The sequence below is a fragment of the Buttiauxella cochleicola genome, from assembly GCF_021282405.1.
GTDB lineage: Bacteria > Pseudomonadota > Gammaproteobacteria > Enterobacterales > Enterobacteriaceae > Buttiauxella > Buttiauxella massiliensis.
In genome coordinates this window covers 1-16,519 of sequence record NZ_JAJSOU010000010.1, presented here as the reverse complement: position 1 = coordinate 16,519, position 16,519 = coordinate 1, and the positions used below count along the sequence as shown (strand labels likewise).

Annotated in this window: 19 protein-coding genes and 1 other annotated feature; of the genes, 11 read left to right on the top strand and 8 right to left on the bottom strand. The window is 47.9% G+C overall.

Annotated features, from left to right (window positions below; all coding sequences use genetic code 11):
- Window positions 1-52: 52 nt before the first annotated feature.
- The 4 genes from LVQ79_RS14265 to hxpB form a co-directional block, all read right to left on the bottom strand.
- On the bottom strand, window positions 53-1,444 hold the full coding sequence (locus tag LVQ79_RS14265; RefSeq protein WP_151995441.1) for an L-cystine transporter: 1,392 nt from the start codon (window positions 1,442-1,444) through the stop codon (window positions 53-55).
- 133 nt (window positions 1,445-1,577) lie between these two features.
- Entirely contained in the window at window positions 1,578-2,168 is a 591-nt protein-coding gene (locus tag LVQ79_RS14260; RefSeq protein WP_151995440.1) for a metal-dependent hydrolase, read from the bottom strand.
- Between the two features lie 113 nt (window positions 2,169-2,281).
- Entirely contained in the window at window positions 2,282-3,043 is a 762-nt protein-coding gene (gene kduD, locus LVQ79_RS14255) for a 2-dehydro-3-deoxy-D-gluconate 5-dehydrogenase KduD (RefSeq protein WP_154153176.1), read from the bottom strand.
- Between the two features lie 156 nt (window positions 3,044-3,199).
- Entirely contained in the window at window positions 3,200-3,868 is a 669-nt protein-coding gene (gene hxpB / locus LVQ79_RS14250) for a hexitol phosphatase HxpB (protein WP_064518233.1), read from the bottom strand.
- Window positions 3,869-4,035: 167 nt separating this feature from the next.
- Here hxpB and LVQ79_RS14245 point away from each other — a divergent pair, with 167 nt between their 5' ends.
- Window positions 4,036-4,572, top strand: a complete 537-nt coding sequence (locus tag LVQ79_RS14245; RefSeq protein ID WP_064518235.1) for a YniB family protein — start codon at window positions 4,036-4,038, stop codon at window positions 4,570-4,572.
- A gap of 35 nt (window positions 4,573-4,607) precedes the next feature.
- On the opposite strand, the gene LVQ79_RS14240 is transcribed toward LVQ79_RS14245, so the two are convergent.
- The 3 genes from LVQ79_RS14240 to pfkB form a co-directional block, all read right to left on the bottom strand.
- Window positions 4,608-5,468 (bottom strand): fructosamine kinase family protein, encoded by an 861-nt coding sequence (locus LVQ79_RS14240; RefSeq protein WP_232865467.1) that lies wholly within the window; start codon window positions 5,466-5,468, stop codon window positions 4,608-4,610.
- Between the two features lie 103 nt (window positions 5,469-5,571).
- Entirely contained in the window at window positions 5,572-5,862 is a 291-nt protein-coding gene (ghoS, locus tag LVQ79_RS14235; protein ID WP_134183131.1) for a type V toxin-antitoxin system endoribonuclease antitoxin GhoS, read from the bottom strand.
- A 98-nt stretch (window positions 5,863-5,960) separates the two neighbouring features.
- The gene (gene pfkB, locus LVQ79_RS14230) at window positions 5,961-6,890 is read right to left on the bottom strand and encodes a 6-phosphofructokinase II (protein WP_232865466.1); all 930 of its coding nucleotides are present in this window, start codon (window positions 6,888-6,890) and stop codon (window positions 5,961-5,963) included.
- Window positions 6,891-7,179: 289 nt separating this feature from the next.
- On the opposite strand from pfkB, the gene LVQ79_RS14225 reads away from it, so the two are divergent.
- The 10 genes from LVQ79_RS14225 (at window position 7,180) to ihfA (ending at window position 16,067) form a co-directional block, all read left to right on the top strand.
- Window positions 7,180-7,938: a DUF481 domain-containing protein gene (locus LVQ79_RS14225; RefSeq protein WP_151995436.1), complete on the top strand. Its 759-nt coding sequence runs from the start codon at window positions 7,180-7,182 to the stop codon at window positions 7,936-7,938.
- 266 nt (window positions 7,939-8,204) lie between these two features.
- Window positions 8,205-8,456 carry a YdgH/BhsA/McbA family protein gene (locus tag LVQ79_RS14220; RefSeq protein ID WP_232865465.1) on the top strand — a complete coding sequence of 84 codons (252 nt, stop codon included), beginning with the start codon at window positions 8,205-8,207 and terminating at the stop codon, window positions 8,454-8,456.
- Between the two features lie 483 nt (window positions 8,457-8,939).
- On the top strand, window positions 8,940-10,868 hold the full coding sequence (thrS, locus tag LVQ79_RS14215) for a threonine--tRNA ligase (RefSeq protein WP_064518256.1): 1,929 nt from the start codon (window positions 8,940-8,942) through the stop codon (window positions 10,866-10,868).
- Between the two features lie 4 nt (window positions 10,869-10,872).
- Window positions 10,873-11,415, top strand: a complete 543-nt coding sequence (gene infC / locus LVQ79_RS14210) for a translation initiation factor IF-3 (RefSeq protein WP_072009408.1) — start codon at window positions 10,873-10,875, stop codon at window positions 11,413-11,415.
- Between the two features lie 96 nt (window positions 11,416-11,511).
- Complete coding sequence (gene rpmI, locus LVQ79_RS14205) at window positions 11,512-11,709, top strand: 50S ribosomal protein L35 (RefSeq protein WP_005968897.1); 198 nt, start codon at window positions 11,512-11,514, stop codon at window positions 11,707-11,709.
- Between the two features lie 45 nt (window positions 11,710-11,754).
- The gene (gene rplT, locus LVQ79_RS14200) at window positions 11,755-12,111 is read left to right on the top strand and encodes a 50S ribosomal protein L20 (protein WP_000124850.1); all 357 of its coding nucleotides are present in this window, start codon (window positions 11,755-11,757) and stop codon (window positions 12,109-12,111) included.
- A gap of 76 nt (window positions 12,112-12,187) precedes the next feature.
- Window positions 12,188-12,311: a sequence feature (Phe leader region), on the top strand.
- On the top strand, window positions 12,193-12,237 hold the full coding sequence (gene pheM, locus LVQ79_RS14195) for a pheST operon leader peptide PheM (protein WP_001386830.1): 45 nt from the start codon (window positions 12,193-12,195) through the stop codon (window positions 12,235-12,237). It overlaps the preceding feature by 45 nt.
- Window positions 12,312-12,377: 66 nt before the next feature.
- Complete coding sequence (pheS, locus tag LVQ79_RS14190; protein ID WP_034455974.1) at window positions 12,378-13,361, top strand: phenylalanine--tRNA ligase subunit alpha; 984 nt, start codon at window positions 12,378-12,380, stop codon at window positions 13,359-13,361.
- Between the two features lie 14 nt (window positions 13,362-13,375).
- Entirely contained in the window at window positions 13,376-15,763 is a 2,388-nt protein-coding gene (gene pheT, locus LVQ79_RS14185) for a phenylalanine--tRNA ligase subunit beta (RefSeq protein ID WP_232865464.1), read from the top strand.
- Between the two features lie 4 nt (window positions 15,764-15,767).
- Window positions 15,768-16,067 carry an integration host factor subunit alpha gene (gene ihfA, locus LVQ79_RS14180; protein ID WP_001229265.1) on the top strand — a complete coding sequence of 100 codons (300 nt, stop codon included), beginning with the start codon at window positions 15,768-15,770 and terminating at the stop codon, window positions 16,065-16,067.
- A 131-nt stretch (window positions 16,068-16,198) separates the two neighbouring features.
- On the opposite strand, the gene LVQ79_RS14175 is transcribed toward ihfA, so the two are convergent.
- A complete protein-coding gene (locus LVQ79_RS14175; RefSeq protein WP_370639856.1) occupies window positions 16,199-16,438 on the bottom strand; it encodes a tyrosine-type recombinase/integrase in 240 nt (79 codons plus the stop codon).
- Window positions 16,439-16,519 lie beyond the last annotated feature (81 nt).

Below are 16,519 nucleotides of genomic sequence, written 5' to 3'. Positions count from 1 at the left end.
CTGTTACAGGAACCGTTTATTGTCGCAGATTATAAGGTGGTTTTGCTACTGATTAGCGATGCGCCAATTCCGCTTCTTCATCACTATTGAGTAATTCTTTATCCGTCTGCTTCATCAACTGGCTGGTGATAGTACCGGCAGTCATTGAACCGCTAACGTTCAGAGCAGTACGACCCATATCAATCAGTGGCTCAACAGAAATCAACAATGCTACCAGTGTGACCGGCAAGCCCATGGCTGGCAGAACAATCAGGGCTGCGAAGGTTGCACCGCCACCAACGCCCGCAACACCTGCGGAGCTTACGGTGACGATACCAACCAGAGTTGCAATCCAGACCGGGTCCAGCGGGTTAATACCGACAGTTGGAGCGACCATCACCGCCAGCATGGCAGGATAGAGACCAGCACAACCGTTCTGGCCGATAGTGGCACCAAAGGACGCCGCAAAGCTTGCGATGGACTCAGGAACTCCCAGACGGCGAGTTTGCGCTTCAACGTTCAATGGAATGCTGGCGGCGCTAGAACGACTGGTGAAGGCAAATGTTAGTACCGGCCAAACCTTGCGGAAGTATTTCAGCGGGCTTACGCCGTTTACGGCCAGCAATACTGCGTGCACGCCGAACATAATTGCCAGACCGAGATAAGACGCAACCACGAAACTACCGAGCTTGATGATGTCTTGCAGGTTTGAACCGGCAACAACTTTAGTCATCAGTGCAAGTACGCCGTATGGCGTCAATTGCATGACCAGGCGCACCAGCTTCATTACCCAGCTTTGCAGCGTATCAATCGCAACCAGAACACGTTCACCTTTCGGCGCATCGTCTTTCAGCAATTTCAGAGCAGCGACACCCAGGAATGCGGCGAAAATCACCACGCTGATGATGGAGGTTGGATTCGCCCCAGTCAGGTCAGCAAACGGGTTTTTCGGCACGAATGACAGAATCAGTTGCGGCACGTTCAGGTCAGCCACTTTGCCCACGTACGTGGTTTCAATGGTGCTCAGACGGGCGGTTTCAGCTGTACCTTGTACCAAACCTTCAGCGGTCAGGCCGAACAGGTTGGTCACCAACACGCCGACAAGTGCCGAGATCAAAGTGGTAAACAGCAAGGTCCCGATAGTCAGGAAGCTGATTTTCCCCAATGAAGAGGCATTATGCAAACGAGCTACCGCGCTCAGAATTGAGGCGAACACTAATGGCATGACGATCATTTGCAACAGTTGCACATAACCGTTACCAACGATGTTAAACCACTGGATAGATTGTTTAAGTACCGGGCTGTCTTCGCCATAAATGGTATGCAGCGCAAGGCCAAATACTACGCCCATTGCTAAACCAAGCAGTACTTTCTTTGCCAGACTCCACTGTTTGTGGCGAGTTTGCGCCAGCAACAGCAGCAGAATAACGAACACGATAACGTTCGCTATAAGTGGAAAATTCATCCCCGTATCTCCTGAGTGTTTTTTAAATAGATGGACTGATTGCCATCTTTATTCTGTAAATCGTACCAGAAGCTTAGAACGACACTTATATTCAAAAGGAATTGATTATTACATTTTGAATGGTTTCGTCTAATTATTGTGCTGAATGGTGATTTAAAATGCTGTTGAAGGTCATTTGCATTGAAATTATCACCTGTGATGACCAACGTACCGCACTGTTATCGGGCAAACTTTGCGGCATCCACACAGCCAGACCAAACAGCGCCATACACAAAACGCGTTCAAGTTGGTTGCCTTTTTGCGGTCTGACAATCGGAAAGCGAAAGCGCAAACGGCATGGCCACAGCAGTGGAACACCAGCAGGCGTAAGCATATCTGCCAGAATATGGCTCAAATAACCCAACACCATGCCTTGTAGCGCATCGGCGGGAATAACCCAAGTTTCAGGGACTTTAAGATAGAACAGTGCAAGGCTTGCAAACACCGCAAACAAACTGTGTGTAAAGCCCCTGTGACCGCAGGCTCGGGCAATAGGTTTGGAAATCCACGGCAGACGCTGGCCCAGAAACGACTTTGGATGGTCGATATCTGGTAATAAGCAGGTCAGAATGGCTGACGGCACAATATGCCACCAGTCTCCTTGAGCAAGCACGGGCGTGAGTTCGGCGTTTTTTGCGAAAACTGCGCAGGCAATGGAAAAAAGAAGATGGCCTTCCGCCGTCATGATACTACCTGGATGAAAACTGTCGATTCATACAGTATAGGGATTTTATACAGTAGACGGAAGAGGTGACGGCGTAACATTTTGCTACCGCCGGTAACCCGGCGATAGCGGATTTACCGGGCTAGCCAGCCCCCGTCGACTGCAATGGTATATCCGTTGACGTAATCGGACGCGCTAGATGCGAGAAAAACTATTGGGCCTTGTAGGTCCGCGGGAACGCCCCATCGGCCTGCCGGAATACGGTCTAGTATTTCCTGGCTGCGCACTTCGTCATCACGCAGTTGTTGAGTATTGTTAGTAGCCATATATCCTGGTGCAATAGCATTCACATTAATATTGTGCTGTGCCCATTCGTTTGCCAGCAATCGCGTGACACCGAGCACCGCGCTTTTTGATGCCGTATAAGAGGGAACTCGTATACCGCCCTGGAATGACAACATTGAGGCGATATTAATGATTTTCCCGCCGCCACCTTGCCTGATGAATTGTTTTGCTACCGCCTGAGAGAGAAAGAACACTGATTTAATATTCAGGTTCATCACGTCATCCCAGTTTTTCTCGCTAAATTCAAGGGCGTCCTCGCGGCGAATGGTGCCCGCGTTATTGACCAGAATGTCTATTTTTCCCATTCCCGCCACGGCTTGTTCGATGATGCCCGGAATGACCTCGTGCTGGCTTAAATCTGCCTGGATGGCGAGAAAACGTCGCCCCAGCGCTTCCACTTTTTGTGCGGTTTCGTGCGGGATTTTGCGGTTCACACTAACGATGTCACAACCAGCCTCAGCAAGGCCGATCGCCATTCCCTGACCCAATCCAGTGTCACAACCTGTGACGATAGCGACTTTACCCTGCAGATTAAAAGCATCGAGAATCATAGTTACCCCGGTATCCGGAAAAGCGCATATGCGCGTGTAAATAAAGAATAGATACGGGATGGGGGAAATTCAAATTAATATGAAATAGCGTTTCAATAATTTTGACGGAGGTATGATTTTGAGAAAGATGCGGGGATCCCCGCACCTTATAAAAGATTAGCCAAGCAGGTGTTCGGCGCGTAATTCAACCAGTGACGGCAGTTTTACGTTGGCAAGGCACCAGCGCACATCATCATGGTTTTCTTCGGCGGGAACCACGATTGAACGCATACGCGCAGCTTTGGTGGCAATCATCCCATTTACGGAATCTTCAAGCGTCACACAAGTTAGCGGGTCGACGCCAAGTTTAGCGGCGGCATCCAGGTAAACCTGAGGGTGCGGTTTGCTGTAAGACAGGTGTTCAGCTGAGGCGATGGCATCAAACTGATCACGCAGATCAAACATTTCCAGAACGCGTTCAAGCATATGCAGAGGTGATGCAGAAGCTAAACCTACTTTCAGCCCCTGTGCTTTGCACAATGCAACGGCTTCACGCACGCCTGGCAAGAGAGGGCGTTTCTCTTCAACTAAGGAAATGGCACGGGTAATGACGCGGTTAGTCACTTCTTCACGCGTTGGACCATTCCACGGTTGGTGGGAGAACCACAGGTCGACGACCAGGTCGATACGCAAGCCGAGCGTATCGGGCAGTTCGCAACGGCGGGAGATATCCACGCCAATGCTTGCCATAACCTCTAGCTCTGCTTCATCCCATAACGGTTCTGAATCAATCAACAAACCGTCCATATCAAAAATTGCAGCTACAATTTGGCGAGTAACAGCCATTTAACGACTCCTGTCATTTATGTATTAAAGATAAGATCTCTAATCAATAGCTGGAATTACCTGAGGATGCCACTGCTTTATGAAATTCGCCCGTAAAGCTCAGGCGAAATCACACCGGACAAGGTAGACTTTGTGCGTACAAGTTACGTCTTAACCAAGGGGAACGAATGACGTATCAACAAGCTGGACGCATTGCCGTACTCAAACGTGTGGCTGGCTGGGTAATTTTTATCCCAGCGGTAATTTCTACACTGATTTCGATTTTGAAGTTTATGGATGCGCATAGCGAAAAACAGGCGGGCATTAATGCCGTGATGCTGGATTTTGCTCATGTCATGATTGAGATGATGCGTTTCAATACGCCATTTTTAAATTTCTTCTGGTACAACTCGCCACAACCGGAGTTCCATCAGCAGGCAAACATTCTGTTCTGGGTCATCTACGCGCTGATATTTGTTGGCCTCGCATTACAGGCATCTGGCGCACGTATGAGCCGCCAGGCGAAGTTTCTGCGTGAAGGTGTGCAAGATCAATTGATTCTGGAACAAGCAAAAGGCCCGGAAGGGTTAACGAAAGCGCAGATTGATGCAAAAATTGTCGTGCCGCGACACACGATTTTCCTGCAAATTTTCCCGCTCTATGTTTTACCCATCATCATTATCGTCATCGGCTACTTCTTCTTTTCATTACTGGGTTTCATCTAGAAAACGCCACTCCTGTTTGAGGAGTGGCGAAGTCATTACGCCGCCAGAACTCTATCCAATGCTTTTTCTGCGACCACTAAATGCTGACCGCCAAAAAGAATCGCCCGGTTAAGTAGGGTATAGAGTTGATAGATCGGTTGGCGTAGGAGGAAATCGGCGGGAAGAGGGGATATCGACTGGTAACCGTCGTAGATTTGCGGTGGTTGATCAGGATGCAATGGCAACATTGCCAGATCGCATTCGCGGTCTCCCCAGTAACACGCCGGGTCGTAAATAAATGGACCATCAGGCCCCATTGCGCAATTTCCTGACCACAAATCACCATGTAGCAATGATGGCTGCGGCTGGTGGGAGGCAAGCGTTTGGTGTACAAAATCGACGATGAGATCGATATCACCAAAATGGATCCCTTTTTCAGCGGCGAGTTCTAACTGCCAGCCAATGCGTTGTTCCGCAAAAAATGTAGACCAACGTCGTTGCCAGGCATTGGGTTGAGGGGTAGTGGAAAGATCATTATCAAAATCGAGGCCAAATTGCGGTTGCTCGCTCCATAGATGCAACCGAGCCAGCTGTTGCCCCAGCAAAAAGGCGTTATGCGCATCCAGCGGTTTTGATGGCATGTATTCGAGCAGCAGGAAGCTGTAATCGCGATCGCTGCCAACCGCCCAAACTTTAGGTACGCGTACCGTATTGCTGCGCGAAAGTAACTCAAGCTGGTCGGCTTCAGCAGTGAAGATGGGCAACATTTCACGCGCATCGCTTTTGACAAAGATCTCATGACCGGCATAGTGAATTCGCCAGGCGGCATGAATTTCGCCGCCGGGTAATTCCGTGCGTTGTTCAATTTCAGCAGTGCCGAGTTGTTCACTTAACAGACGACTAATAGCTTGCCACATGATGCTTCTCCCCAGGTTTTCTGGTAGATCATTAGCTTATCGCTGTTAACCGGGTCAAACTTCGAACTGACGCACATCCCCGGTCATGATATTTAAAACAAGGCTATTTACTCTCTTGTAGCCAGTTTTCCCATGTTGTTACTGACACTTCGGGTTCGATACCCAGTGCTAACTGACCAAGGCCACGGGATAACTCTTCAACTTCTGTCTGGCTTGATGTGCTTATTAACCCAAATGTGTTGATACCTAACTCGTGAATTTTACCTTCGTCATCTGACATAGTGAGCAAAAAACCGCCGCGTGTCAGTTGGTTATTGAGCTCGTTAAGATCCGTGAGATTATTTTCCTGGAACTTAAATGTGACAACATAGCGCACGATGTCTCCGCTACTCATTATTCACCTCATTGTTATCCCGAAGGTTTCAGCATAGTTGATCTATATGAAATGGCGACTTCTGACGAAACGACAAGCCGCCATTCAGGATGTAGTCGCTAACTACGCAAGTAATCGTAGATTTTTTGCGTATTTTCCAGTGAACACAACCGAGTGCCATGATTTAGGGTGGCTGCGCTACCGGCGGCAACACCGAAACGAACCATATCTAATAAAGGTGCACCTTCTGCCAGTTTCAACGTCATTGCCCCGACCATGCTATCGCCTGCGCCAACCGTACTTTGGCTTTTGACTGGTGGTGGTACAACTTGCACACAACCGCTGGCATCAACACCAAGAGCACCTTGTGGACCCAGAGAAACCACCACGCGTTTCGCTTTGCCACTGTCGACAATCTCTTGGGCGGCTTGGCGCACATCGTCAGGTTGAGTGAGATCACGGTTTACTAATGCACTGAGCTCTTTTTGGTTTGGTTTAACCAACTCAATATTGCCGATTTCAAGGGTTGCTTTTAAGGCTTCGCCAGAGCTATCCACGATGCAGCGGATACCTGCTTGTTGAGCTGTTTTTACTAATGCACAAAGTTTAGAAACGTTAATGCCTGGTGGGAGACTGCCACTGATAACCAAAATAGCTTCGGGTTCAATGGACAAAACTTTTTCTTCGAGCAGACGGAATTCATCATCGGTGAGTGCGGCTCCAGGCATTACAAAACGATACTGTTCGCCGGTTGATTCCGCATGAACATGTAAGTTTTGCCGAGTCCAGTCGCGTGCATTAATAGTATCAATAGCGACATGTTCATCTAGCAGGAGGGCACAAAGGTGTTCCCCGGTCGCGCCACCGGAAGGAAATATGGCTGTTGCCTGGCCTCCTAAGTGCACAATCGCACGTGCAACGTTAATGCCGCCACCGCCAGGTTCAAACACTGGAGCGGTACAGCGGAGTTTTCCCTCCGGGTAAATTTGTGCGGTTAATGTTGCGCTATCGAGTGAGGGAGCAAGTGTCAATGTATAAATCCGAGCCATATATCCTCCTTAATTGAGCGTTGGGTTAAAGCGTAGCACTGTTTCAGCCCAAAGAATGTCAATTAACACAATGATTTATCATATGATTTGTAAAAAGCAATAGAACACTATGTTTATGAAAATAAAGATGTTTTAAGAGCTCTCTTATTCAAAAAATGAAAGAAGAATTCATTGCTATGTTATTCGGGCTTTTTTATAATTTGTAACCTTTCTTGGCTCATAATTATTTGATCCACAGAAGAGATTCCGGAACCTTGATGGTTTCTTTTTATGTTGTACGGACGATTAAATGAATTTAGTTAAGACAGTACCGGCTGCAATTTTGCTGACCGGAAGTGCGCTATTGAGTCACTTTGCAATTGCAGATAATTCGGTTTTCACTGTCATGGATGACCCATCTACCGCTAAGAAACCGTTCGAAGGTAACCTGAATGCGGGTTATCTTGCGCAATCAGGCAACACCACAAGTTCTTCGTTGACTGCGAACACCAACATGACCTGGTACGACACCTCTACCGCGTGGTCACTGTGGGGTAATGCAAACAACACGTCTTCTAACGATGAGCGCTCTTCTGAGACTTATGCTGCTGGTGGTCGTAGCCGTTACAACATGACTGATAGCGATTATCTCTTTGGTCAGGCCAGCTGGTTAACAGACCGCTACAACGGATATCAGTCGCGTGATGTGCTGACCGCAGGTTATGGTCGTCAGTTCCTCAGTGGCCCGGTACACAGTTTGCGTGTGGAATTTGGTCCAGGCGTGCGTTATGACGAGTACACTGATGGCGGGCATAAGACTCAGCCGTTGGGTTACGCGTCAGGTATCTATAACTGGCAGCTGACCGACAATGCCAAATTTATCCAGGGTGTTTCTGTGCTGGGTAGTCAGGATACGACGGTAAACTCTGAAACTGCTCTTGAAGTTGCAATCAATGAGCACTTTGGTTTGCGGGTTGGCTACAACGTCACCTGGAACTCAAATCCACCTGATTCAGCTCCAGAGCATACAGATAGACGCACCGCAGTTACTCTTGGTTATAAGATGTAATTGGCAAAGCCGGGTAATTCCCGGCTTTAATGTTTTATTTTATCGTAATGTGCTATTATTATTTTGGTCCATGGTTTTATTTTAAATAAAAAGATCTTTTTTTAATTTCTTCACAATCTCTCCTTAATCATCTGTCTCGTCATATTTTCTTTATATTTGGCACAAATTGATAAATAAATCACCTTGTGAAAAGTGTGATCTGGATCTACTCTTATTTCATAGCGAGATAATAACTTGCTGTCCCACTAAATAAGAGAATCAAGAATATGAAAAATATTAAATATATCGCTACTGCAGCCTTACTTTCTGTGATTTCATGCGGTGCGTTTGCCGCTCAACCTGTAACTGCCACTACTTTAACAAGCACTACAGCCGCCTCGCAGACTGCACCTTCCAACACATGGCATGCGACTGATATCGAAGCTGGTTCAAATATCCAACCGGGTGCGCAATCAACTGGTCGTTCAATGGATGATGCTTTTGATGTCCATACACTTGTTGCTGGCGAGTGGTATTAGTAATTGAGCAATGCTGATTAGTTTTCATTTATACGAACTTGCTAATTGATCTCTCATTTTTCAAATTCGTATGAAACAAAAAACCGGAGCAAGATGCCCGGTTTTTTTATTTTCCTAATCTTATAAACCGATAATGTAATTATTGGTCAGCACAATGTTTAGAAAATCTTATTAGTTTCATTTGCATATTTTTCGAGAATACAAACGTATTTTCACTGATAGTTGCGTGAAAAAATGGGGATAAAACAGTCAGTTATTATTACCGGTATCAAGATGATTCTGGACTGCAAAACGCGACATACCCTCCTTAAAGTGATAGTATTCTCAACCGTCGTGAGGCTGTGAACTTCGCACTCACGCATAAATTGTGGAGTCGGCCTTGCAATTGTGGGCGAGATGACGACGCAACCGGTTGAAACCAAAGTAAAATACATGTTGCATGTGATCTTGCGTATGGGTCACCACTGCGAATAAGGACTTATAATGCCTGTTATTACTCTTCCTGATGGCAGCCAACGCCATTACGACCATGCTGTTAGCCCGCTGGATGTAGCCTTGGACATCGGTCCTGGCCTCGCAAAAGCGTGTATCGCTGGCCGTGTTGATGGCGAACTGGTTGATGCATCTGATGTTATTGAGCACGATGCTAAACTCGCGATTATCACCGTTAAAGATGAAGCTGGCCTGGAGATTCTCCGCCACTCATGCGCCCACTTATTGGGTCATGCCATCAAACAGCTGTGGCCGCACACTAAAATGGCGATCGGCCCGGTTATTGATAACGGTTTTTACTACGACGTTGACATTGACCACACGCTGACGCAGGAAGATCTTGAGCTGCTCGAGAAGCGTATGCACGAGCTGGCTGAGAAAGATTACGACGTCATCAAGAAGAAAGTGAGCTGGCACGAAGCCCGCGAAACTTTCGTTAACCGTGGCGAAAGCTACAAGGTTGCGATTCTTGATGAAAACATCAGCCATGATGATAAGCCAGGTCTGTATCATCATGAAGAATACGTTGATATGTGCCGTGGTCCGCACGTACCGAATATGCGTTTCTGCCATCATTTCAAACTGCAGAAAACATCCGGTGCATACTGGCGTGGCGACAGCAGCAACAAAATGCTGCAACGTATTTATGGCACCGCGTGGGCAGATAAAAAGCAGTTGAATGCTTATCTGCAACGCCTGGAAGAAGCGTCTAAGCGCGATCACCGCAAAATTGGTAAGCAACTCGACCTGTATCATATGCAGGAAGAAGCGCCAGGTATGGTGTTCTGGCATAACGACGGCTGGACTATCTTCCGTGAGTTGGAAGTGTTTGTACGCTCCAAACTCAAAGAGTACCAATATCAGGAAGTGAAAGGCCCGTTCATGATGGACCGTGTGCTGTGGGAAAAAACTGGCCACTGGGACAACTATAAAGATGCGATGTTTACTACTTCTTCCGAGAACCGTGAATACTGCATCAAGCCAATGAACTGCCCGGGTCACGTGCAGATCTTTAACCAGGGTCTGAAGTCTTACCGCGACCTGCCATTACGTATGGCTGAGTTTGGTAGCTGTCACCGTAACGAGCCGTCAGGCGCGTTGCATGGCCTGATGCGCGTTCGTGGCTTTACTCAGGACGATGCTCACGTATTCTGTACCGAAGAGCAGGTTCGCGATGAAGTGAACAGCTGTATCCGCATGGTTTATGACATGTACAGCACCTTCGGTTTTGAAAAAATCGTTGTGAAACTGTCTACCCGCCCGGAAAAACGCATCGGTACCGACGAAATGTGGGATCGTGCAGAGGCGGATTTGGCCGTAGCGCTGCAAGAAAATAATATACCGTTTGATTATCAACCGGGTGAGGGTGCATTCTATGGCCCTAAAATTGAATTTACCCTGTATGACTGCCTGGATCGTGCATGGCAGTGCGGCACTGTACAGCTCGACTTCTCTTTACCATCACGCCTGAATGCGTCTTATATCGGCGAAAGTAACGAACGCCTGGTTCCGGTAATGATTCACCGTGCAATTCTCGGGTCAATGGAACGTTTCATTGGTATCCTGACCGAAGAATTTGCGGGCTTCTTCCCAACCTGGCTGGCGCCGGTACAAGCAGTGGTTATGAATATCACTGATGGACAGTCTGATTATGTCGAAGAATTGACCCGTAAACTGCAAAATGCAGGCATTCGCGTAAAAGCAGACTTGAGAAATGAGAAGATTGGCTTTAAAATCCGTGAACACACGTTGCGTCGTGTCCCTTACATGTTAGTTTGTGGCGATAAAGAGGTCGAAGCAGGCAAAGTTGCCGTTCGTACCCGTCGTGGCAAAGATTTGGGGAGCATGGACGTCAACGAATTGATTGAAAAGCTGCAGAATGAAATTCGCAGTCGCAATCTTAATCAACTAGAGGAATAGAGTTATTAAAGGCGGAAAAAGAGTTCAACCGGCGCGTCCTAATCGCATAAACAGAGAAATTCGTGCCACTGAGGTTCGTCTGACAGGTATAGACGGCGAGCAACTAGGTATTGTGAGTCTGAATGAAGCTTTAGAAAAAGCCGAGGAGGCTGGGGTTGATTTAGTTGAAATCAGTCCTAATGCTGAACCGCCTGTTTGTCGAATTATGGATTACGGCAAATTCCTCTACGAAAAAAGCAAATCTTCTAAGGAACAGAAGAAGAAGCAAAAAGTTATTCAGGTCAAGGAAATCAAATTCCGACCTGGTACCGATGATGGCGACTATCAGGTAAAACTCCGCAGCCTGGTTCGCTTTCTGGAAGAGGGTGATAAAGCTAAAATCACACTGCGTTTCCGCGGTCGTGAAATGGCTCACCAACAGATTGGTATGGAAGTGCTTAACCGCGTCCGTGACGATCTGAGTGAACTGGCAGTCGTCGAATCCTTCCCATCGAAGATCGAAGGCCGTCAGATGATCATGGTGCTCGCTCCGAAGAAGAAACAGTAAGGCCATCAAGTAACAGTTCTCGCGAGGTTTCGGCCTCGTGAGTTTTGTTCGCCTTCTGGTTCGTTTTATTAACAATGCGAAGTGGAAAGTTATTAAATGCCAAAGATTAAAACTGTACGCGGCGCTGCTAAGCGCTTCAAAAAGACCGCCGGTGGTGGTTTTAAGCGTAAGCACGCTAACCTGCGTCATATTCTGACTAAAAAGTCTACTAAGCGTAAACGTCACCTGCGTCCGAAAGGTATGGTCTCCAAAGGGGATCTGGGCCTGGTCATCGCTTGCCTGCCGTACGCATAAGTAGCATTTTTTAATTAATTCAGAATATAGAACAGGAGAGCTAATATGGCTCGCGTAAAACGTGGTGTTATCGCACGTGCTCGTCACAAAAAAATCCTTAAACAAGCCAAAGGCTACTACGGTGCGCGTTCACGCGTATACCGCGTTGCTTTCCAGGCTGTTATCAAAGCTGGCCAATACGCTTACCGTGACCGTCGTCAACGTAAACGTCAATTCCGTCAGCTGTGGATTGCACGTATCAACGCTGCAGCTCGTCAGAACGGGATCTCTTACAGCAAATTCATCAACGGCTTGAAAAAAGCTTCTGTTGAAATCGACCGTAAGATCCTGGCTGACATCGCGGTATTCGACAAAGTGGCATTTACTGCACTAGTTGAAAAAGCGAAAGCAGCTCTGGCGTAAGCCAGTTACTAGGGGGAGCTTGCTCCCTCTTTTAATTTCTAACGGTAATGTTTAACACTGTTCAATAAGGTAACTGCAAGCATGAATGCTGCTATTTTCCGTTTCTTTTTTTACTTTAGCACCTGAACTCGGGGGCTTTGCGCGTAAGAAAAGAAACGAAAAATAGCGCCGAAAGCCTCCATAATGGAGGCTTTTTTTTTGCATCCTTTTTATCTTTGTATACGAATCAACTACCCCGGTAATTATGCCGGCATAAGAGGAATACCATGCCACATCTCGCAGAGCTGGTTGCCAACGCAACGGCCGCCATAAACGAGGCCCAGGATGTTGCCGCGTTAGACAACGTACGCGTCGAGTATTTAGGGAAAAAAGGTCATCTGACCCTCCAGATGACCACCCTACGTGAATTGCCAGCAGAAGAGCGCCCAGCAGCGGGTGCAGTAATTAACGAAGCCAAAGAGAAAGTGCAGGAAGCATTGAATGCTCGCAAAAATGCACTTGAAAGTGCTGCCCTGAATGCTCGCCTGGCAGAAGAAACTATCGATATCTCACTGCCTGGTCGTCGTGTTGAAAATGGTGGTTTGCATCCAGTAACACGCACCATCGACCGTATTGAAAGCTTCTTCGGTGAGTTAGGCTTCACCGTGGCGACTGGCCCGGAAATCGAAGATGACTATCACAACTTCGATGCGCTGAATATTCCAGGCCATCACCCGGCTCGTGCTGACCACGATACATTCTGGTTCGATGCAACTCGTTTACTGCGCACCCAGACTTCTGGCGTTCAGATTCGCACCATGAAAGACAAGCAGCCGCCGATTCGTATTATCGCGCCGGGCCGCGTGTATCGTAACGACTACGATCAGACTCACACGCCAATGTTCCACCAGATGGAAGGTTTGATTGTTGATACCAATATCAACTTCGCCAACCTGAAAGGCACGATTCACGACTTCCTGAACAACTTCTTCGAAGCTGATTTGCAGATTCGTTTCCGCCCGTCCTACTTCCCGTTCACCGAACCATCCGCAGAAGTTGATGTGATGGGTAAAAATGGCAAATGGTTGGAAGTATTAGGCTGTGGCATGGTGCATCCGAACGTTCTGCGTAACGTTGGTATCGACCCAGAGGTTTATTCAGGCTTTGCTTTCGGTATGGGCATGGAACGTTTAACCATGCTGCGCTACGGCGTAACCGATTTGCGTGCATTCTTCGAAAATGATTTACGTTTCCTCAAACAGTTTAAATAAGGGCGGGATATCCAATGAAATTCAGTGAACTCTGGTTACGCGAATGGGTAAACCCAGCCAACAGTAGTGAAGAGCTTTCCGGTCAAATTACTATGGCTGGTCTTGAAGTTGATGGTGTTGATGCCGTTGCTGGCGAATTCAACGGCGTGGTTGTGGGTGAGGTGGTTGAGTGCGGCCAACATCCGAATGCTGACAAGCTGCGTGTAACAAAAGTTAATGTCGGTGGCGACCGTCTGTTAGACATCGTTTGTGGTGCACCAAATTGCCGTCAGGGCCTGAAAGTTGCTGTGGCAACCGTTGGTGCTGTTCTGCCAGGCGATTTCAAAATTAAAGCTGCAAAACTGCGCGGCGAGCCATCAGAAGGCATGCTCTGCTCATTCTCCGAGCTGGGTATTTCCGATGACCATAACGGTATTATTGAGCTGCCGCTGGATGCGCCGATTGGCACCGACATCCGCGAATACCTGAAGCTTGACGACAACACTATCGAAATCAGCGTCACGCCAAACCGCGCCGATTGCCTCGGTATCATCGGTGTTGCCCGTGATGTTGCGGTTGTGAACCAACTGCCATTAAACGTGCCAGAAATAGTTACTGTAGCGGCGACTATTACCGACACGCTGCCAATTCGTGTCGATGCGCCTGAAGCATGTCCCCGTTACCTGGGCCGCGTGGTTAAAGGTATCAACGTCAAAGCTCCTACGCCGCTGTGGATGAAAGAAAAACTGCGTCGTTGTGGTATTCGTTCTATCGATGCGGTAGTTGACGTAACTAACTACGTGCTGTTGGAACTCGGCCAGCCGATGCATGCGTTTGATAAAGACCGCATTGAAGGTGGCATTGTTGTACGTATGGCAGAAGAGGGTGAAACCCTGACGCTGCTTGATGGTAACGAAGCGAAGTTGAATGCCGATACTCTGGTCATTGCTGACCACAACAAAGCGCTGGCAATGGCCGGCATCTTTGGTGGTGAACATTCTGGTGTGAATGATGAAACCCAGAACATACTGCTTGAGTGTGCATTCTTCAGCCCGCTGTCAATTACCGGCCGCGCGCGCCGCCATGGCTTGCATACCGATGCTTCTCATCGTTATGAGCGTGGTGTGGATTCAGCGTTGCAGTACAAAGCAATGGAACGTGCTACTCGTCTGTTGACTGATATCTGTGGCGGTGAAGCAGGCCCGGTAATTGATGTGACTAATGAAGCACATCTGCCAAAAGCTGCCACAATTACTCTGCGTCGCAGCAAGCTGGACCGTCTGATTGGCCATCATATTTCAGATGCGCAGGTTGGCGATATTCTGCGTCGTCTTGGCTGCGAAGTGACTGAAGGCGATAACCAGTGGACGGCAGTGGCTCCAAGCTGGCGCTTTGATATGCAGATTGAAGAAGATCTGGTTGAAGAAGTAGCGCGCGTTTATGGCTATAACAGCATTCCTAATGAGCCTGTACAAGCGGGTCTGATCATGGGTACTCACCGTGAAGCTGACCTTTCGCTCAAGCGTGTGAAAACCATGCTGGTCGATAAAGGCTACCAGGAAGTGATCACCTACAGCTTTGTTGATCCTAAAGTTCAACAACTGCTGCACCCGGGTGAAGAAAATCTGATTCTGCCAAGTCCAATTTCCAGCGAAATGTCAGCAATGCGTTTGTCCCTGCTGACCGGCCTGCTCAATACCGTGGTTTATAACCAAAACCGCCAACAGGCACGTGTGCGCATCTTTGAGTCCGGTTTACGCTTTGTTCCTGATACGCAGGCAGACCTGGGTATTCGTCAGGATCTTATGCTGGCTGGTGCGATCTGTGGCAACCGCTACGAAGAGCATTGGGATCTGGCGCGTAACACCGTCGACTTCTATGATTTGAAGGGCGATCTGGAAGCTGTTCTGGATCTGACCGGTAAACTTTCAGACATCGAATTTAAAGCAGCAAGCAACCCAGCCTTGCATCCAGGCCAAAGTGCTGCCATTTATTTATGCGGGGAATACGTTGGTTTCATTGGTGTTGTGCACCCGGAACTTGAACGTAAGCTTTCACTCAACGGTCGTACACTGGTGTTCGAAGTGCTGTGGAACAAGCTTGCAGACCGCGCTGTGCCTGAGTCTAAAGAGATTTCTCGTTTCCCTGCGAACCGTCGTGACATTGCAGTTGTGGTTGCAGAAAACGTTCCCGCAGCAGATATTTTGGCAGAGTGTAAGAAAGTTGGCGCAAATCAGGTAGTTGGCGTAAACTTGTTTGATGTGTACCGTGGTAAAGGTGTAGCCGAAGGTTATAAGAGCCTTGCCATAAGCCTTATCCTGCAGGATACGGGCCGTACACTCGAAGAAGAGGAGATGGCCGCTACCGTTGCAAAATGTGTAGAGGCATTAAAAGAGCGATTCCAGGCATCATTGAGGGATTGAACGTATGGCGCTTACAAAAGCTGAAATGTCAGAATATCTGTTTGATAAGCTAGGGCTTAGCAAACGTGATGCTAAAGAGTTGGTAGAACTGTTTTTCGAAGAGATCCGTCGTGCTTTGGAAAACGGCGAGCAGGTTAAACTATCAGGCTTTGGTAATTTTGACTTACGCGATAAAAACCAACGTCCCGGGCGTAACCCGAAGACTGGTGAAGATATTCCTATCACGGCACGCCGTGTAGTGACCTTCCGACCTGGTCAGAAGTTGAAGAGTAGGGTTGAAAACGCGTCGCCGAAAGACGAGTAACCTGAATTAACCAAAAAGGCCGCTTTAGCGGCCTTTTTCTTTGCTTCTGGCACCTGAAAGTGCCGACCTACAATGGTTTAATACGGCTTAGAAGCCCATCAGTGACCACCTGAAACCACCTGTGTGTGGACTCATTGTGGATGCAAATTTCCCCTAAGTGGATTAAGTGCAATGGCATCCTGTAGGAACTCAGGAGCAAAATGAGCATACGCCATCGTCTGCTCAATTCTGGTATGTCCCAGTATCCGCTGCAGAGTGATAATGCTTCCTCCGTTAATCATGAAGTGAGTTGCGAAGCTATGTCTCAATGAGTGAGTCGCTGGCCGACCCTGTAAATAATTCTGTGTAACTGCCAACGTATTAAAGGTGATCGCTCAGGCGGTCACCGAACTCGATAATAAAACGACTCATCGCCAGCCGCCAGTTTTGGATCGGCATACTCCATTTCTTTG